The 18,129-nt window shown below is 54.4% G+C and carries 16 protein-coding genes; 7 read left to right on the top strand and 9 right to left on the bottom strand.

Going from position 1 to position 18,129, the window contains the following annotated elements; all coding sequences use genetic code 11:
* Nucleotides 1-33: 33 nt before the first annotated feature.
* Nucleotides 34-720 (top strand): pentapeptide repeat-containing protein, encoded by a 687-nt coding sequence (locus CL546_RS09390; RefSeq protein WP_290494367.1) that lies wholly within the window; start codon nt 34-36, stop codon nt 718-720.
* A gap of 37 nt (nt 721-757) precedes the next feature.
* Here CL546_RS09390 and CL546_RS09385 read toward each other — a convergent pair whose 3' ends face one another.
* The 8 genes from CL546_RS09385 to CL546_RS09350 all read right to left on the bottom strand — a co-directional run bounded on the left by CL546_RS09385 (nt 758) and on the right by CL546_RS09350 (nt 9,389).
* A complete protein-coding gene (locus CL546_RS09385; RefSeq protein WP_290494366.1) occupies nt 758-2,188 on the bottom strand; it encodes an ATP-binding response regulator in 1,431 nt (476 codons plus the stop codon).
* On the bottom strand, nt 2,166-3,323 hold the full coding sequence (gene nosP / locus CL546_RS09380; protein ID WP_290494365.1) for a nitric oxide-sensing protein NosP: 1,158 nt from the start codon (nt 3,321-3,323) through the stop codon (nt 2,166-2,168). The genes CL546_RS09385 and nosP overlap by 23 nt, the downstream gene beginning before the upstream one ends.
* Before the next feature lie 145 nt (nt 3,324-3,468).
* A complete protein-coding gene (locus CL546_RS09375) occupies nt 3,469-4,152 on the bottom strand; it encodes a response regulator (protein WP_290494364.1) in 684 nt (227 codons plus the stop codon).
* A gap of 221 nt (nt 4,153-4,373) precedes the next feature.
* Complete coding sequence (locus CL546_RS09370) at nt 4,374-5,144, bottom strand: SDR family NAD(P)-dependent oxidoreductase (RefSeq protein ID WP_290494363.1); 771 nt, start codon at nt 5,142-5,144, stop codon at nt 4,374-4,376.
* Between the two features lie 231 nt (nt 5,145-5,375).
* Nucleotides 5,376-6,140 (bottom strand): SDR family oxidoreductase, encoded by a 765-nt coding sequence (locus tag CL546_RS09365; RefSeq protein ID WP_290494361.1) that lies wholly within the window; start codon nt 6,138-6,140, stop codon nt 5,376-5,378.
* A gap of 151 nt (nt 6,141-6,291) precedes the next feature.
* Nucleotides 6,292-7,338, bottom strand: coding sequence for a phosphotransferase family protein (locus CL546_RS09360; RefSeq protein WP_290494360.1), 1,047 nt, complete (start codon nt 7,336-7,338; stop codon nt 6,292-6,294).
* Between the two features lie 81 nt (nt 7,339-7,419).
* Entirely contained in the window at nt 7,420-8,628 is a 1,209-nt protein-coding gene (locus CL546_RS09355) for an acyl-CoA dehydrogenase family protein (RefSeq protein ID WP_290494358.1), read from the bottom strand.
* Nucleotides 8,629-8,711: 83 nt separating this feature from the next.
* The gene (locus tag CL546_RS09350) at nt 8,712-9,389 is read right to left on the bottom strand and encodes a histidine phosphatase family protein (RefSeq protein ID WP_290494357.1); all 678 of its coding nucleotides are present in this window, start codon (nt 9,387-9,389) and stop codon (nt 8,712-8,714) included.
* Nucleotides 9,390-9,560: 171 nt separating this feature from the next.
* On the opposite strand from CL546_RS09350, the gene CL546_RS09345 reads away from it, so the two are divergent.
* A complete protein-coding gene (locus CL546_RS09345) occupies nt 9,561-10,331 on the top strand; it encodes an enoyl-CoA hydratase/isomerase family protein (RefSeq protein WP_290494355.1) in 771 nt (256 codons plus the stop codon).
* Between the two features lie 140 nt (nt 10,332-10,471).
* On the opposite strand, the gene CL546_RS09340 is transcribed toward CL546_RS09345, so the two are convergent.
* Nucleotides 10,472-11,095, bottom strand: coding sequence for a TetR/AcrR family transcriptional regulator (locus tag CL546_RS09340; protein ID WP_290494354.1), 624 nt, complete (start codon nt 11,093-11,095; stop codon nt 10,472-10,474).
* Between the two features lie 310 nt (nt 11,096-11,405).
* On the opposite strand from CL546_RS09340, the gene CL546_RS09335 reads away from it, so the two are divergent.
* From CL546_RS09335 to CL546_RS09315, 5 genes are all read left to right on the top strand, one after another.
* Nucleotides 11,406-11,876, top strand: coding sequence for a MaoC family dehydratase (locus CL546_RS09335; RefSeq protein WP_290494353.1), 471 nt, complete (start codon nt 11,406-11,408; stop codon nt 11,874-11,876).
* Nucleotides 11,877-11,956: 80 nt separating this feature from the next.
* Nucleotides 11,957-12,877, top strand: a complete 921-nt coding sequence (locus tag CL546_RS09330) for an SDR family oxidoreductase (RefSeq protein ID WP_290494352.1) — start codon at nt 11,957-11,959, stop codon at nt 12,875-12,877.
* A gap of 166 nt (nt 12,878-13,043) precedes the next feature.
* Entirely contained in the window at nt 13,044-14,249 is a 1,206-nt protein-coding gene (locus tag CL546_RS09325; RefSeq protein WP_290494350.1) for an acetyl-CoA C-acyltransferase, read from the top strand.
* Between the two features lie 908 nt (nt 14,250-15,157).
* Nucleotides 15,158-16,927, top strand: a complete 1,770-nt coding sequence (locus tag CL546_RS09320; RefSeq protein WP_290494348.1) for a DUF1302 domain-containing protein — start codon at nt 15,158-15,160, stop codon at nt 16,925-16,927.
* A 54-nt stretch (nt 16,928-16,981) separates the two neighbouring features.
* Entirely contained in the window at nt 16,982-17,602 is a 621-nt protein-coding gene (locus tag CL546_RS09315) for a hypothetical protein (protein WP_290494347.1), read from the top strand.
* The last annotated feature ends 527 nt before the right edge of the window (nt 17,603-18,129 follow it).

The raw sequence follows: 18,129 nt of genomic DNA, 5'->3' as shown, positions 1-18,129 counted from the left end.
CATTGCGGGCTGACGCTTTTCCAGGAGAATATAATGAAACTTATAACGCTATCTCGAGCAATAACTTTAATCACTTTCCTGGCTCTGAATGGCGGCGTTCATGCTGACGACTTTAGCGCGGACATTCCCAGCCATAATGGTTGCCAACTTAAGCCAGCCACAGACTGTGCAGGTGCAAACCTGAAAGGTGCAGACCTTAGCGGCCTGGACCTGACGGGAGCAAATTTTGCGGGCGCCAATCTTGAAGGCGCAGACCTGCGACACAGCAACCTCAAGGGAGTCAATCTAGAAAAAGCCAATCTTCGCAAGGCAAACATGAGCCGAGCACGCCTAATGAGCACCAACCTACGCATGGCAGACCTTACCGGCGCGCGCTTGCTTGCCATTCAAAGCTGGAATCTATTTGCCCAAAAAGCCATTTTTGACAACGTGGATGCCACCGGTGCTAATCTGGAATTTGGCCGGCTGACTCGCTCTGAATGGAACAATGCTAATATGACGGGAGTGAACTTGGAGATGGCCTGGCTCAACAAGGCAAAGCTTAACGGCGCGAACCTTCAGGATGCTAATCTACAAGAAGTAAAACTCAACCTGTCGAGCTTACGTAACGCCAACCTGGAAGGCGCAAACCTGCGCTATGGAAACTTCCAGAGCATGGACATGCACGGTTGCACCGCTTGCCCCTTTGATTGGGCTTATAAAGACGCAGCAGGGCCATAAAGATCACACTTCAGCCCCCTCCTCTGCGAGGAGAGGGCTACTCTTCTTTTCCTTTTATTCTGCTCGATAAGTTCTTTAACGCCATTTTCAACTTCAATGGTTTCAGTGGTTTGTAAACCTGCGTAAACCCATTTTGGATACAACGTTGCTTGAGTTCTGCACTACGATCAGCTGTTACCAGTATTACCGGTAATGGGATTTGGCGACCAGAATTGATAAACGTTGCAACAGTAATGCCATCATCTGTCCCTGGATCCAGATGATAATCCATTAGTAATACATCAGCGTCGTCAGCGCCGGTATCCACCTTACTACGTAAAGAGGCTAACGAATCAGCGACCACCACATCACACCCCCACCCCTCCATCAAGGTTTGCATCCCAATGCAGATTGCCTCATCGTTATCAACCACCCAAATACGCAGTCCTTGCAGAGATTGATCTACAAAAGGGTCTTCTGACAAAGCTCTGCGGATATAAGCCTCAGGCTCAGCAATAGGGATTAATAAACCAAAGCTTGACCCTTTCCCCTCTTGAGAGTGAAAACGCAAGGGATGGGAGAGTATATCGCTAATTTTTTCCACAATAGCCAAGCCCAGGCCCAAGCCTCGCTCGTGGTGTCTTACGGCTTGCTTTCCACGTTTGAACTCTTTAAATATTTCATCATGTTGATCATCACGAATACCTATGCCGGTATCAGTGACCACAACCTCAACCCCTTCATCGCGTTTTCGGCAACCCAGTAAGATCGAGCCACTTTCTGTATAACGAACCGCATTAGATAACAGGTTACGAAGGATTCTGCTTAATAATTGTGAATCAGATCTAACCAAGGATGCGCAAGGAACATAACGAAATCGCAGACCTTTCTGTTGCGCGATTTGCCTAAACTCTTCAGCTAGAACATCCAGTAAACGACTTAATGGAAAAACTTCGAGCTCAGCCGTTACCACTCCGGCATCCAGCTTTGAAGCATCTGAAAGTGTAGTAATGAGTGATTCAAGATCAGCCAGCGCTGTGCTGATATGAGCGAGCTGAAACGTCATATTCTCTGGCTTTTCCTGCAACGCACTGGTGAAGAGCCGAGCAGCATTCAGTGGCTGCATCAAATCATGGCTCACCGCTGCAACAAAGCGTGTTTTAGAAAGGTTCGCCTGCTCCGCTTTTTCCCGTGCTTCGCGTAGCTGCATTTCTATGTGGCGACGCTCTTCTATTTCTTCCAGTAGTTTCTGGTTTACATCACGTAAGTCCTGAGTCCGCTCACGCACCTGCTCGGCCAGAACAACTGAATGCTGAAATGCTGCATAAGGGGCGGTGGGGGCCATATTGCTTGCCTCCACCCTTTCTATCAAGGCATCACAAATCCTGCTCAGCCTGGCATTTTCAGCCATTAGCCGTGCTTCATGGAGGTCCCAGGGAGAGCGCTCGCTCTCAGTCGAACCCGATTCAGAGACGGTTTCTTTGTCCAATGACAACCCCGGTCAATGTGTGATTAAGGTGCATACCGTCAACATGCTCCCCATAGGTACTGAAGCCGATCACCCCGTATCGACGAAGCAATGCCGATGCCTGGTCCACCATACCTTCCGACTCAATTTGCGCATAACGCATGCAGCAATCACACCCAATCGTTAACCATGATGGTCCCATACGACGCTCTATGGCACTGAGTTTGGTTTCAAGATCATCAAGCAAGGAGTCGGTTTTCATTGCTGTCAAAACGATGCCATTTTCAACTGCACAATAAAACGTCAGGCTAAGATCATCGTTAACTCGCTGGATAGAACGTGCATAGTAGCCATCATTAATACGCACCGCTAAAGGCGAACAGGCGAATGTCATATCGTCCAGCTCTTCAACCGAAACACCGATCAGCCGTGCATAGGCTTTTGCCGCTGGTTCAGCATTGAGTTCATAGACGGTACGCTTTTCCGGATCCGCAGAAGTAACTACAAACTTGGTTTTTTCAGGAATTAAATGATGGGTGCTGAACACTTCGAAATCTAATGAGGTAGAAATCATTATCACCGTGGCGGCTTCGCTGGTGAAACCGCCATCGCTATAAACATAAGTGCCGCTTAATCGATATTCATCCCCCGCCGAGCCACCAAAGCAGGCAATACTGCCTAACGCCGAATTAAGCGTAGCCAAGACCATTTCTTCATTCACTGATAGCCCATCCATCAGCGTTAGCACAAAAGTATTGTGCTCTGCGGGTGACTCCGTCATACCTTCGCTGCACTCGGTTAGCAAGCCATCAACAAGCTGCTGGGCATCGAGAAGGCCGAAACTGTCCACATTTTCCACAAGCTTTTGACTGACTGTGAATAACCGGCGATCAAACCCAATGGCTACAATTGATCCCTGATCATAACCTTTGGAAGTAATTTCACCGCAAGAGGTACAGCCAGACATGGGAATACCCATGAAATTGTCACGCATGGCTGCGCCGAGGCGATCAAGATCATATTCCACAGAGCAAAAGAACAGCACAAAACCCAAATTAGGGTTTTTCAATTTCGCAGCCAACTCAGCAGCGGCGACCTCTTCATCCGCGGCATTACTAAACGTGCTTAGCACAGCATTTGGTGGGGCGGCAGTCATCAGACTCTCCCGGATTTTTATTTTTGCGCTCTTGTTAGGCGCCTTTGCCGGCTAATTCTGCGGAATATTGTTGTCCTAGTGAAGAAAACAGTCGTTGCGCTTTTGTTACTCAATATGTGAGCAAAAAACGAGGGACTGCGAGTGTCTATTGTTCAGCAATACGACTTGGATGTTTCAAATACGCTGCAAAATCTATATCACTTGCCGACAAAATTGCCTGCACTCGATTAGTTGCTCCCAGCTTTCTCAAAATGGCTGATACATGAGCTTTCACCGTACTTTCAGCAATGCTCAACTCGTAGGCAATCATTTTGTTGGATTCGCCCCGGGTCATTCTTTCAAACACCTGAAGTTGTTTACGTGTCAGACTTTCCAATAGCTCGGGTAACAACCCTGGCTCCTGATGACGCGCCTGCACAGAACCACCGCCTGATCGAATAATATCTGAGGGAAGATATATCGACCCGGAAAGAATTTGCTCAAGTGCACTAATCATCTGTTTACGGGGTGTCGATTTGGTAATAAACCCTACAGCTCCGTAAGTCACTGTTTGCAATATAACTTTTTTATCTTCTTCGGCAGAAACGATCACCGCAGGCACACCGGGAAACTGGTTTCGCAATTGCACCAGCCCACCCAAGCCCTGCATACCTGGCATATTCAGGTCCAACAGGACCAAATCGATATCATCGTTCTGATCGATGATATCTATAGCACCATCAAGCCCCGAGGCTTCCAGCAAAGTGCTTCCAGGAAAGCCATCATCGATTACACGAGCAATAGCCTCACGGAAAAGCGGATGATCATCTGCGATCAGGATCTGGTACATGGACGGCACTCTCCTGTCACCATGAAGCGCTGGGTTATTGTGCTTATCGTCAGAGGCTCCACGCTTAGCCAGCTCAAACAATGGCTGAGCCAGTCTAAACAGCCTGTATCTCCCATTACTCTATGGTCTTAAGACTGAAGGCGCTATTGTCCTAAAGTAGTATTTTATTGGATTGAAAATGTCGCCCTGTAGGTCAACAGGGCGCAGAAGGGAAAAAACGATCAAAAAGCAGACACACCACCGTCCACGGCAATGGTCTGGCCATTCATATAGCTGTTCGCTGGCGACAGCAGCATGAGCATGGCGGTAACGATCTCAGAGGGCTGCCCCAGGCGCTTCATCGGGCAACCGGATGCCAGCATGGCATGCATCTGCTCTCTGTCCTGCGACAACTCACCCTCATCCAGCATCGGAGTATGGGTATAGAACGGGCAAACCGCATTGACCCGAATATTGCGCTTGGCATATTCAATCGCCGCTGTACGAGTGAGGCCGATTACCGCGTGCTTGGCCGCCGAATAGGCCCCAATCTTGGGTGCACCGCCCAGCCCGGCCATGGAGCTCACATTGACGATACTGCCACCACTTGCCTTCATGGCATTGATTTGATGCTTCATGCCGAACATGACGCCTTTAACGTTCACGTTCATCTGCTGATCCAGCACTTCTTCGGTCAATTCCGCGAACGGAATAAAACCGTGGGCAATACCTGCATTGTTCACCGCCAGGTCCAGGTGGCCAAACTGGGATAACGCCGTATCCACCATGGCCTTGCAGTCGGCTTCACTGGAAACATCACAGCGCAAGGCAGCGACTTTCACCCCCTGCCCCGCCAGCGTATCGGCCAGCGGATTCAGCGCATCCATATTAATATCGCCCAGCACCAACGCAGCGCCGCGCTTGCCCAGCTCTTCTGCCAGCAGCTTGCCAAACCCACTGGCCGCCCCCGTAATCAGTGCAGTCTTGCCGGTAAAATCGAGAATCGGATCCATTGTGTTCTCCTTCGTCGAAACTCACTCTCCGCTTTCAATATCCATCACTTGCTACAAAGCCTCTGTAGGAGCGCCGTTAAGGGCGCGAACGAAGGTGGCAAAACGCTAAGCAGCAGTACGCTAGAAATCCATCCCGCCCTGCCATACCGAGAATGCCCTTCGGGCTTCGCGCTGCGCGCGGTTCGTCCCCTGGAAGGGAACTCCTACAGCGGTTTGATAACAACGTTAGTGTTAAATGGTAAAGCCACCATCAACCACAACGCATTCCCCAGTCACAAAGCTGGACGCGTCGGAAACCAGATACAGCACCGTACCGGCCATTTCCTTCGGGTCAGCGTGGCGACGCATGGGAATCTGACTGAGGGCTTGCTTGTAGATGTCTTCGTTGGTGAACAGGGCACCGGCGAACTTGGTTTTGGTCAGACCCGGCAACAACGCATTGACGCGCACATTGAATTGCGCACATTCCTTGGCAAACGCCTTGGTCATGCTGATCACCGCCGCTTTGGAGATGGAATACACCCCCTGACCTTCGCCCGGAGTCAGGCCATTGACCGAAGCCGTATTGACGATGACGCCACCGCCGTTTTCACGCATCAACTTGCCCCCTTCCACAGACATGTAGAAGTAACCGCGCAGGTTTACGTCAACAGTCTTGTCGAAGGCGTCCACCGGAGTATCAAGGATATGCCCGAAGAACGGATTGGCTGCGGCATTGTTCACCAGAATATCCAGTTTGCCGTGCACCTCGCGAATATGGGAAAACACCGCTTCGATTTGCGCCAGCTCACCCACATGGCAAGCAAAGGCTTCCGCGCTGCCACCGTCTGCCTTGATGGCATCGGCCACAGCCTGACAGCCATCAATTTTGCGGCTGGACACAATCACATGGGCGCCCTGCTCTGCCAGCAGGCGGGCAATTTCTTCGCCAATACCCCGGCTTGCACCGGTCACCAGGGCAGTCTTGCCCTCAAGGTTAAAAAGGGTCGTGCTCATTACTACTCTCCCGATTGAAATTGACGCAATACGCTTCAGATAACACACGGCAACACGAATCAGGGCTATGCCAAACCCTAGCCCTGATTCCGCGCTGCAAATTCTGTTTTTGGTTTACCGTGTTGTCTGGCGCGTGCAGCGTGAAGCGGCTTTATGCCCCTTCGTTGATGATCTGCATGGCCATGGAGGCCAGTGGTTCTACCAGCGCCCCCACTTCAGCAGCCTGCTTGTTGGAGGCATTACCATCTTCAGCCCGTTTCGCCACGCCCTGACAGATAGCGGCAAGACGGAAGAAACTGAATGCCAGATAGAACTCCCAGTTTTCGATATGGGAAATGCCCCGGCGCTGGCAATACATGGCCACGTATTCTTTCTCGGTGGGAATGCCCAGCGCGGTGCGATCCTTGCCCTGCAAACCGGCCATCTTGGCACCACGCTGCGGCATACGCATGCCCATGCATTGATACGCCAGATCCGCCAATGGGTGTCCCAGGGTAGACAATTCCCAGTCCAGAACCGCAATGACTTCCGGTTTTTCCGGATGCCACATCATGTTGTCCAGCCGGTAATCACCGTGCACCAGCGATACCTGACCATCGTCTTCCGGCTGATTGGCTTGCAGCCACTCAATCAGCGAATCCATGGCCGGAATTTCCTGCAACTTGGACGCTTCGTACTGCTGGGTCCAACGGCCAAGCTGACGTTCAAAATAATTACCCGGCTTGCCATAATCAGACAGGCCCACAGCCTCCAGATCGACGCTGTGCATGGCCGCCAGCACCCGGTTCATTTCCGCGTACATCTCGGCGCGCACCGCATTCGCGGCATCGCCCTCTCCCATTTCAGGCAGCCCGGCACTCCACAGGATTCGCCCTTCACAGAACTCCATCACATAAAACATGGAGCCAACAACATCACGGTCTTCGCACAGGTGCAGCACTTTGGGCACCGGGACATCGGTGTCCTGCAGCGCCGCCATGACACGAAACTCGCGATCTACCGCATGGGCGGACTTGAGCAGTTTGCCCGGCGGCTGACGACGCAGCACATAGGAGCCGGAGGCGGCGGTGATCTTGAAGGTGGGGTTGGACTGGCCTCCCTCGAACTTGTCAGCCTCAATGGGGCCTTTGAAACCATCAATGTGCTGCTCAAGGTATTCAGCCAGTTTCTGCGTATCCAGTGTATCCACCTGGGACATGGAGCTCTCCTGTTCTTCTCTGTTCTGCTGCGCAAATAGCAAAGCCCGGAGCGTGATTACGCTCCGGGCCAGCACCCGAAATCAGGCGAATTGCTTGGCCATGTTCCGGCCCAGTTGCATCATGTGCACCTGATCCGGGCCATCGGCCAGACGCAGGGTGCGCGCATAGCTGAAAAAGTGAACCAGCGGTGTATCCTGGCTCAACCCCACGGCACCGTGAATCTGAATCGCCCGATCGATGACATTTAACGCCATATTGGGCGCAATCACCTTGATCATAGCGATCAAATCCTTGGCGTCTTTGTTACCCGAGCGGTCCATGGCGTCTGCCGCCTTCAGCGTCAGCAGCCGGGCCTGCTCGATCTCGCAGTAGGATTTGGCAATATCCTCACGTACGGAGCCCTGTTTGCTCATGGGCGCACCGAACACCTCGCGCTGGTTGACCCGCTTGCACATCATTTCGAAGGCTTCCTGCGCCGCACCAATCATGCGCATGCAGTGGTGAATCCGACCCGGACCAAGACGCCCCTGAGCGATTTCAAAACCACGGCCTTCGCCAAGGATCATGTTGGCTTTGGGTACACGCACGTTGTCGAAAATCACTTCCGCATGACCTTCCGGGGCATCGTTATAACCAAATACCTGCATCGGACGAACAATATTGACGCCCGGCGTGTTGGTCGGCACCAGAATCTGGGATTGCTGCTGGTGACGGTTGGGGTTATCCGGGCTGCTCTTGCCCATGACGATCATGATTTCGCAGGTCTTGCGCATGGCGCCACTGATGTAGAACTTGCGACCGTTGATGACATAGTCATCGCCATCTTCGGTGATACGCGTTTCGATGTTGGTCGCATCAGAGGACGCCACTTCTGGCTCGGTCATGGCGAAAGCACTGCGGATCCGGCCTTCCAGCAACGGCTGCAGCCACTCTTTTTTCTGGGCTTCGTTACCGTATTTAGCCAGCACTTCCATATTCCCGGTGTCCGGCGCGGCACAGTTGAACGCCTCGGACGCAATGCGGCAGCGACCCATTTCTTCCGCCAACGGAGCGTATTCCAGATTGCTCAAGCCGGCGCTGTATTCCCCGTATTCCTTAGGCAGAAACAGGTTCCACAACCCTTTCGCTTTGGCTTTTTCTTTCAGCTCATTCATGATCGGCGGGGTTTCCCACGGGCTTTTTTCCAGCTGCTCGTGGTATAGCCCTTCCACCGGACGAATTTCATTGGTAATGAAATCTCGCACCTGGGTGATCAATGTCTGCATTTTTTCTGTGTACTGAAAATCCATGAAGCTCTCCCATTGAAAAATGCGACACGCAGCACGCCTCACGCTACAGGCAAAAGCGCCATCAGGGTGCTGAATGTCTTTTTTTAATAATAAGTAATCGCCTCGAAACGGTCCGGGCGGTCCAGGTGCGGCACATTGTTGAAACTGGCCATGCGCACCACCTTTTGATTGAAAAAACCGTGGCTCACGCTGCTATTGCGAATCTGCAGGTTGAGTTCTACCACCGCATCATCCGATGCACCCAGAACATGCTTGAGAAACATGGCCATGGCACCGCCGGAGCTGACGATCAGCACCCGGTCCTTGTCACTGTACTGCTGCTGGATATGATCACGTGCAGCGGCAACCCGGTCGGAAAAACCTTGCCAGGTTTCCGGCAAATCGCCGGTCAGCGTATCCATACGCCAGTGCTTCATGGCGGTCTTCAGTGCCTTGTAGAACGCTGCCACCGGGGCGCCTTCACCAGGCACCTGATCCGGATATTGCGTCAGATAGGCATCCACCAGCGACTGGAAATCGAATTCGTTAAGCCCCGGCTGAATGTCTTCGGGCAAGGCCACACCGAGCCCCTCACAAATACCTGCTCCGGTTTCCCGATGCCGAACCAGGTCCCCGCACACCAGCGCATCAAAACCCATATCTCGCTCGGCGAAATACTCGCCCAGCCAGCGCGCTTGCTGGTGACCCAGTTCGGAAAGACGATCGTAATTATCCGTACCGAACGATGCCTGCCCGTGGCGGACAAGATAAAACTGGGTCATGCGCGAATCCTCGTGATCTGAAAAGCGATTGGACCAGACTAGATCAGGGCCTTTAGTTAGTGAAATTGATATTTTGCATCCCGCTCAATAAATTTCGTGCATCAACCAAACCCTATTATTTGGAACAGCGTTTCGATATTGTCGATGACTTTCCCTTTCCGGAGACATCCCATGACGGACCTGACCTTCCACAGCGGTTTCATCCAGGCCAGCGAGCATAACGCCGTGCTGCATGTCACCCTGGACCGTGCCGACAAGCTCAACGCCCTAACCGTCGCCATGTACCAGGATCTCACCGCCGCCGTTCACCATCTGGCCGGCCGAGACGACCTGAATGCGTTACTGCTCACCGCCAAGGGCCGGAGTTACTCTGCAGGCAATGACATTCAGGACTTTCTGAAAGCGGACCCCACCAGCCGCGACAACGGCAAACTGAGCCCGGCCATGGTGCTCGTGCATGCTCTCATGGCACTGGATAAACCCGTCATCATGGCGGTGCAGGGCAACGCCACCGGCATTGGCACCACCATGCTGCTTCACGCGGACCTTGTCATTGCCGCCGACAACGCCCGCTTCCACACCGCCTTCATCAACCTTGGGCTGGTGCCCGAAGCAGGTTCCAGCCTGATTCTGCCTGCCTTGATTGGCCGCCAGAACGCGGCACGCCTGTTAATGGCCGGGGATACCCTGAGCGCCGAGGAAGCGGAACGATGTGGTCTGATTGCCTACCGTACTGAAGCGGACAAACTGGGCAGCGAAGCCATGGCCCTGGCTACGCGCCTGGCCAACAAGTCCCCCGCAGCCATGGCCATGACCAAACAGCTCATGCGCCACGGCCACGACGCCATCAAGACCCAGATCGAGAAGGAAAGTGCGTTGTTTGCAGAAAGGATGTTTAGCGAGGAAACCCGGGAGATATTCGCCGGTTTCCTGAAAAAATAACACGGCGTTTGCAGCAAGCGCGGATTGTCCTCTCAGGCCATGAGGCCATGAAGTCAATGCCGCGCAGGTTGTTGGTTAATCTTGCTGCAGCGAACAAACACCACGGAAAAGCTGAAGCACTGAAGAAGTGAAACCGGTAGTTATTTCATTACACCGCGCAGGGCGACCTGCACCACTTCATCAACCAGCTCGGCCAGTTGTTGAGGGGTTTCCCCCTCCCGATAGTGGTACCAGTTAATCACCGAGTTCATTGCCCCGAACACCGGCTTGATGGAGACTCTGGGGCGGCTGGCCTGCATCGTGCCCTTGCCCATCCCTTCCTCCAGCACCGCCATGAACAGTGCTTCGCACTGGTAGCGGCGGGCCTGCAAATCTGTCAGCTGCTCCCGCTGTTCGGCGGTGGTACTGTTGCGCAATACCATTTGCACCGCTTCCGATACGGTACGCTGATAAGGTTGGGTGCGAATCAGGGTTTCCACATAGCGGCGGGCCATTTCCGTAAATCGTTCAGGGGCAGGCAGATCCGACGCTGCAACCGGCTCCAACTCGGCAAATAGCACATCCATGGCACGGTGGTGAATCTCGAAAAAGAGCTCTGCCTTGGAGCTAAAATAGTGATACACCATGCCCTTGGTGGCAGACAGTCGACGGGCGATATCGTCAATGCTGGTCGCATTGAACCCTCGCTCCATGAAACACAGTGCGGCCGCGTCAAGAATCGCTTCACGTGGTTCGTTTACCAATGCCTCATTCGGATTCGCCATACTCGTGTCTCCCGTCCTTTCATCCTTGCTTTTGCCCCCCTTCACCCTTGCGCCACGGTGACTTAAAGGAACCCTGCAACCGCCTTTTTTATGTCTGTTCGCTCTTGGGACGGTTTGCGACCGGATTCTGACATAACTTCACGAAGCCACCATTGACCGCACAGGCAAGCCATGACGGATTTCTCGCCCTCCATGGCGCTTTTCACCCTTTACGGCTGATTACGCCGCTCGCATACTGATTCTTTTTAAAACAACATTTTGAAAAGTAGGTCTCGGCAGCCATTATCCGGGCCACCAACGGGAGAGCACCATGAGCAAACAGCAAACCAGCATCGAAGAGCTGCAGGCAAACGTTGGCAAGAACGTTGGCGAATCTCAGTGGCGCACCGTCGACCAGCAGCGTATCGACGGCTTTGCCGAGTTGACTGAAGATCCCCAGTGGATCCACACCGACCCGGAGCGCGCCGCCAAGGAAAGCCCCTTCGGCGCCACCATCGCCCACGGCTTTTTGTCTCTGTCACTGCTGTCTGCCATGGCCATCGATGTACTGCCCACCATCAAGGGTCAGGTCATGGGCATCAACTACGGTTTCGACAAGGTTCGCTTTATGAACCCGGTCCGTGAAGGCAGCAAAATCCGAGGCTCGTTCACCCTGCTGGAAGTTAAACAGCGCTCGGAGAATGAATGGCAACTCCGCCACGGTGTGCAGGTTGAAATTGAAGGACAGGAAAAACCCGCCCTGATCGCGGAATGGCTGAGCCTGGCCATTGTCCCCGCCTGACGGCGTGATCGCGGCAACAGCGATCTTCCTGCAACACCGCTACAAATCGCTTTGATGAGAATGATCTGGAGTAAAGAAGCATGGCAATTCGTTTTGATGATCAGGTGGCCATCGTCACCGGCGCGGGCAACGGCCTGGGCAAATCCCACGCCCTGGAACTGGCTAAACTCGGCGCCAAAGTGGTGGTCAATGATTTCGGGGGCGCCCGCGATGGTAGCGGTGGCTCCAGCGAAGCCGCCGAACAGGTGGTTGCCGAGATCAAGGCCGCCGGTGGCGACGCCATTGCCAACGGTGCAGATGTGTCCAACGTGGCTCAGGTTGAGGCCATGGTCCAACAGGTTATGGATACCTGGGGCCGCATCGACGTACTGATTAACAACGCCGGTATCCTGCGTGACAAAAGCTTCGCCAAGATGACCCAGGACGACTGGGACAAGGTCGTCGCCGTTCACCTCACCGGCTCTCAAATCTGCAGCAAAGCCGTTTGGCCAATCATGCGCGAACAGGGCTATGGCCGCATCGTGATGACCACATCCACCTCTGGCCTGTACGGCAACTTTGGCCAGGCGAATTACGGGGCCGCCAAAACCGCCGTCGCCGGGTTGATGAATACCCTGTGCCTGGAAGGTGAAAAGTACAACATCAAGGTGAACTGCATCGCCCCCACCGCCGCCACTCGCATGACCGAAGACCTGATGCCGCCGGAAGTGCTCGCCATGCTGGAGCCGAAGGAAATCACCCCGGCGGTGTTGTTCCTGGCAAGTAATGAAGCACCCACCCACCGCATTCTGCTGGCCGGTGCCGGTTGCTACGCCATGGTACGCCTCATGGAAAGCGAAGGCGTTTACCTGAATGACGAAGAGCGTAATGTGGATGGCGTTGCTGCCCACTTCGAGCAAATCGGCAACATGGACAACGCCAGCGAAATGATGGCCGGCGGCGACCACGTAACCAAGATTCTGACCATGGCCGCCAAAGCCAAGGGCATTAAGCTGGGTTAAAGGACAGTAGCGAGAGACGAGCACCGAGTTTCGAAGTACAAAACCGGGTTGCTAACGTGTTCTGGTTTCGCCTTTCGAAACCCGGTGCTCGTCACTCGCTTCTCACATACTTCAGGCTGCTGCACCCTCCCCTCACAGTAGCCCTTATCTGGACCAGGAGAGAGCAATGACCAGAGAAGCCGTAATCGTATCCACCGCCCGCACTCCCATTGGCAAAGCCTACCGCGGCGCCTTCAACGACACCCAGGCCCAGGCTCTGGGTGGCCATGCCATCAAACACGCCGTTGAACGCGCGGGCATCGACCCGGCTACCATTCAGGACGTGATCATGGGCGCCGCCCTGCAGCAAGGCAGCACCGGCGGCAACGTCGCCCGTCAGGCGGCCCTGCGCGCAGGCCTGCCCACCAGCGTGTCCGGCATGAGCATGGATCGTCAGTGCGCGTCCGGCCTGATGGCCATCGCCACCGCCGCCAAGGAAATCATCGTCGACAACATGGACGTGGCCGTGGCCGGTGGCCTGGAGTCCATTTCCCTGGTACAGAACGACAAGATGAACACCTTCCGCGCCGCCGATCCTTGGTTGAAAGAAAACCGCCCGGACATCTACATGTCCATGCTGGAAACCGCAGAGATTGTCGCCGACCGCTACAGCGTGTCCCGCGACAGTCAGGACGAGTACGCCTTCCAGTCACAAATGCGCACCGCGGCCGCCCAGGAAGCCGGCAAGTTTGATGACGAAATCGCGCCCATGACCAGCGTCATGAAAGTGATGAACAAGGAGACCAAAGAAATTTCCGACGTGGAAGTGACTCTGGACAAAGATGAAGGCAACCGTCCGCAAACCACCCTGGAAGGCCTGCAATCCCTGCAGCCCGTATTCAAGGGTGGCCAACAGGTACAGGAAGGCGGCTTTATTACCGCCGGTAACGCCTCCCAGTTGTCTGACGGCGCCAGCGCTTGCGTGTTGATGGACAGCAAAGAAGCCGAGCGTCTGGGCCTGCAACCGCTGGGCGCCTATCGCGGCATGGCCGTCGCTGGCTGTGATCCCGACGAAATGGGTATTGGCCCGGTGTATGCGGTTCCAAAACTGCTCAAGCGTTTCGGCCTGACCGTTGATGACATCGGCCTCTGGGAGCTGAACGAAGCGTTTGCCAGCCAGTGCCTCTACAGCCGCGACAAGCTCGGCATCGACCCGGAAAAATACAACGTGAACGGCGGCGCCATCTCCATCGGTCACCCCTACGGTATGTCCGGTGCCCGCATGACCGGCCACGCACTTATCGAAGGCAAGCGTCGCGGTGTGAAGTATGTGGTCGTGACCATGTGCATCGGTGGCGGCATGGGTGCTGCAGGTCTGTTCGAAGTGTTCTAAACGGAATCGCGCTGATTCTGTTTCCCCTTGGGGGCACCGCCTGGTGCCCCTTTTTTTGGTTCATCACGTAATTAGCGGAAAACACGTTCTAGCCTTTTAATAGGCTTACCGCGAACCTCTCGCACTGTGCAGGACGTTCCCCACCAAATGCCAGACGCAAAAACCACACCAACAGCAAACAAAACCCTGCTATAGCGCCGCTGTAGCCGCTCCTTTCTGAGAGACAAACCTCGCGAAGCGAGGGAATTTCCAGCAGGCTGACGTCTTCCGCAGATACAGTTAACCCCCTGCCTGCTAACCGCTGCCCAACCCGTCCTGCGATATGTGTGGATCAGCCCTGGCCGACGCAAGCTTGCAGAGTCATCACGCCGTACTTCGAAGATAAAATGCATCGTGTAGTCATGCCGCCTCAGACCACCGGCAATGTCATTGCGACACGAATCAGCGGCCCTTCCCAACAGAGAACCACCTCACAATCATTAGAAAATGTGTCCGCCAACAAAAAAAAACACCAAAAACGAAACCTTCTTTTGCTTGTTACCTGAGGTAACGAACAAGGTTCAAAAGTAAACTTTATATATTTCAGTGTTTCCTTTTTTCTGTTTACAAGCCGGTAATCCTGGTACGCCTGCCCCAAAAAAAGCCAATTCCCCCCTTATACACTCCCTGCCCTGCCGCTTTTGCCCCCTTTTGTCGTCTTGACCACATACCAAGCGGTATGTATGAATTGAACGTGACTTGCCGGTTTTCGAAATCATTGTTCAAAAAAAGAATTTCGTAATCTTCAAAGTCAGGAATTTAACGCCCGATGGGACCGGGCGAGTTTCAGCAGTGCGCTACAACAACGTTCACAACAACAAACGGATTGTCTGCCCGGTTCATCCCCGGAGCAGTGGGAGAGCAAAATAATGCGAAGCAAAGCAATCGCTGTCGGCTACAGCAGCGTCCTGGCCTTGGGCCTGCTGTCAGCTGCCGCCCCGGCCATGGCCGGCGGTGAATACAAGTTCAACGATGACTTCAGTGCCAAATGGAACCTGAAAGCCTCCGTGGGCGCCATCTCCCGGATGGAATCTGCCAGCAAGGAAAACCTGTTCGCCGGTGACACCCCCGGCGGCACGTCAGGCTCTGCCGTGTCCGATGACGGCAACCTGAACTATGACGGTGGCGAAGTGGTTTCCTCCGTGGTCAAAGCCATCGGTGATTTCAACCTGCAGTACAAAAACTACGGTCTCTTCGTACAGGCCAAGACCTGGTACGACTACACCCAGAAGGAAGGGTACGTTCCCCAGGGCAACTATCCCAATGAGTTTCAGGGTGGAAAGCTGAGCGACGACGGTTTTCATCGCAATTCCAAGTTCCAGGGCGCGACGTTCCAGCAGGTCTTTGCCCACGGCACCTTCCAGGTGAACGAACAGCCCCTGAAAGTCGCGGCAGGCCGTAAACTGCTTCTGTGGGGCCGTAGTCTTTATTCTCGTGGCTCCTTCAGCTCACTGAACGCGGTGGACCTGGCAGCATTGCATCGCCCCGGCTCGGAATTCACTGAATTTCTGACGCCCTCAGGCATGGTCACCGTGGATTACAACTTCACTGACCGCCTGAGCATGAAGTCCTTCTATCAGTATGAATGGCGTGCGGCAAACCTGGACGGTTGCGGCACCTTTTTCTCTACCCTGGACAACACCGCACTGGGCTGTGATGCCACCTTCTCCAGCTCCGTCGTCATCCCGAACCAGGATGCCTACAACGCCGGTGCTTATATTCCCCGCAGGGATGAAAATGAACCTAAAGACGGCGGTCAGTACGGCCTGAAGTTTGACTACGCGTTCCCGGAATCCAAGGCCAAGATCGGCACCTACTTCTTCAACTACCACAGCCGACTGCCTTACTACTCGGTGACCAAGGAAGACAGCCCGCTCGCTCAGGGCATCACCGCAGGCAACGATATCGCCTACTTCTATGAATACCCGGAAGATATTCAGGTATTTGGCCTCACCGCCGACAAGACCTTTGAAGGCGTGGGCAACCTGGCGCTGAACCTGAGCTACCTGCCGGACATGCCGATCCAGATCAATACCCCGGACCTGACCACTTCTCGCGTACTGGAGGCCAACGGCATTCCTGCAGCAGCCGTGCAAGGGGCCGGTTTCTCCATTCCGCAGGGAACCATCGATTACGTCTACAACTCTGGCAGCGAAGTCCACGGCTTTGAAGAGTTCGACATTCAGCGTGCCGAGCTGGCCTTCACCACCATTATTCCGAAGTTGATGGGCGCACAAAAAACCGTTGTTTCCATGCAGGTCGGCTCGGAGTTCATCCCGGATCTGCCCAAGCAGGATCAAATGCGCTTCCGTCGTCATACCAATTTCGGTGTGGGCGGACTGGATGAAGACGGCTACGTGACGGACTTTAGCTGGGGTTACCAGCTAAGCCTGACCTCCACCTATGCCAACGCCATCGGCCCAGTCTCTTTAACTCCCGGCCTGACCTTCCAGCACGGTGTTGAGGGTTACTCCAGCGACGACGCCATGCATGAAGACGAGCGTACCGTCGGCGTAAGCCTGGGCATGGCCTACAAGCAACTCAGCGCCAACCTGTCCTACACAACCTATAACGACGAAGAGTACAGCGTGGTCGAAGACCGGGATTACCTGTCCCTGAGCACCACCTACAACTTCTAAAACGGATAGTGAAACAGCCGGCGACAGTCGGCTTTTCTCAAGAGGATGGAAACCATGAAAAAATTGCAATTTACCCTGGTGGCCCTGTTCGCTGTACTGCTTACCGCCTGTGCCAGCGGCTATCACGACACCAAAGTCATCAGCGCCGAAACCGGCTCCCAGCCTGCACCAAAGGGCCCGTACCAATCCCTGGTGGTTGGCGTGCTGGTTGATCATGAACTGCGTGAACATCTGGAAGATGCCATTGTGGCCAAGTTTACAGCCATGGGCGTAAAAGCCACCGCCGCCTACACCGTTTATGGCGACAAGGGCGTCGAAGGCAAAAGCCTGGACTACCTGGCCAAGCGCATGAGAGACAACGGTTTTGACAGCGCACTGGCGATCCACCTGGAAGACCTGACCACTGAAACAACGGAAGTCAAAGGCGATCCGGGCGTAGCCATTCCGGCCAGCGCCGGCATGACCATGACCCCGCAGGTTTACAGCCCGGACTTCTATATCAACGAAGATATCTACACCGCTCGCCTGGAGCTGTGGGACGTGGAGCAGAAAGCCATCGTCTGGACGGGCAGAACCGTCAGCTTCAACACCGGCGGCTTCAAGGGCCTGGAAAAAGGCGCGGACCACTATGCTAAAACCATTACCGACGCGATCAAGGATGCCGACATTCTCTGATTCTGTTTTCTCCGTCTTGTCTTAAATGTGGATTGTCTCCACCTTCCTCGCCCACTTCGGTGGGCGTTTTTTTTGGCCGCTCTGCGGCTGCAGCACGCTGCATGCACCAAGCAGCAGGCACCAGGCTAAATACCTGATCGTCCTGCTGCGCGTGCTTGCGGTGGGCCTAAAAGCGCTACCCGCCGCCACAAATAGCCACCGGCTATCGTGCGGCATGGTTCCAGCCTCTTGCACCCTCCCCACGCTGCCGTTACTCTTTGACCTTCACTGAAGCGAATTCAAGAGACATAACCATGCACGCAGCACAGCTCAACACACGTACCCTGACTGGCCCAATGGCCGGTATGGCGGTGTCTGCTGCGTCTTATTACGGGTATTGGTTTAGCCGCTCGCGCGCCTGACCAACACTCAGGCGCGCCCGTTAAGGGACGCCTGCCGAACACATGAAACCCCGGCCGGTAACCCGCCCGGGGTTTTTTATTGCCCAGACAAACAGACAAATGCAACACAGGGACAACACCATGTAT

Origin of the sequence: Alcanivorax sp. (genome assembly GCF_002726155.1) — a bacterium.
Taxonomy (GTDB): domain Bacteria; phylum Pseudomonadota; class Gammaproteobacteria; order Pseudomonadales; family Alcanivoracaceae; genus Alcanivorax.
The sequence above is the reverse complement of the archived record's forward strand: the minus strand, read 5'-3'. Positions and strand labels throughout refer to the sequence as shown.

Coding starts and splice junctions, on each gene's coding strand:
- CL546_RS09340 (WP_290494354.1), bottom strand. CDS start 11,095: ATGGCGAATCCGAATGAGGCATTGGTAAACGAACCACGTGAAGCGATT.
- CL546_RS09355 (WP_290494358.1), bottom strand. CDS start 8,628: ATGGATTTTCAGTACACAGAAAAAATGCAGACATTGATCACCCAGGTG.
- CL546_RS09335 (WP_290494353.1), top strand. CDS start 11,406: ATGAGCAAACAGCAAACCAGCATCGAAGAGCTGCAGGCAAACGTTGGC.
- CL546_RS09315 (WP_290494347.1), top strand. CDS start 16,982: ATGAAAAAATTGCAATTTACCCTGGTGGCCCTGTTCGCTGTACTGCTT.
- CL546_RS09325 (WP_290494350.1), top strand. CDS start 13,044: ATGACCAGAGAAGCCGTAATCGTATCCACCGCCCGCACTCCCATTGGC.
- nosP (WP_290494365.1), bottom strand. CDS start 3,323: ATGACTGCCGCCCCACCAAATGCTGTGCTAAGCACGTTTAGTAATGCC.
- CL546_RS09365 (WP_290494361.1), bottom strand. CDS start 6,140: ATGAGCACGACCCTTTTTAACCTTGAGGGCAAGACTGCCCTGGTGACC.
- CL546_RS09320 (WP_290494348.1), top strand. CDS start 15,158: ATGCGAAGCAAAGCAATCGCTGTCGGCTACAGCAGCGTCCTGGCCTTG.
- CL546_RS09375 (WP_290494364.1), bottom strand. CDS start 4,152: ATGTACCAGATCCTGATCGCAGATGATCATCCGCTTTTCCGTGAGGCT.
- CL546_RS09360 (WP_290494360.1), bottom strand. CDS start 7,338: ATGTCCCAGGTGGATACACTGGATACGCAGAAACTGGCTGAATACCTT.
- CL546_RS09390 (WP_290494367.1), top strand. CDS start 34: ATGAAACTTATAACGCTATCTCGAGCAATAACTTTAATCACTTTCCTG.
- CL546_RS09370 (WP_290494363.1), bottom strand. CDS start 5,144: ATGGATCCGATTCTCGATTTTACCGGCAAGACTGCACTGATTACGGGG.
- CL546_RS09330 (WP_290494352.1), top strand. CDS start 11,957: ATGGCAATTCGTTTTGATGATCAGGTGGCCATCGTCACCGGCGCGGGC.
- CL546_RS09345 (WP_290494355.1), top strand. CDS start 9,561: ATGACGGACCTGACCTTCCACAGCGGTTTCATCCAGGCCAGCGAGCAT.
- CL546_RS09350 (WP_290494357.1), bottom strand. CDS start 9,389: ATGACCCAGTTTTATCTTGTCCGCCACGGGCAGGCATCGTTCGGTACG.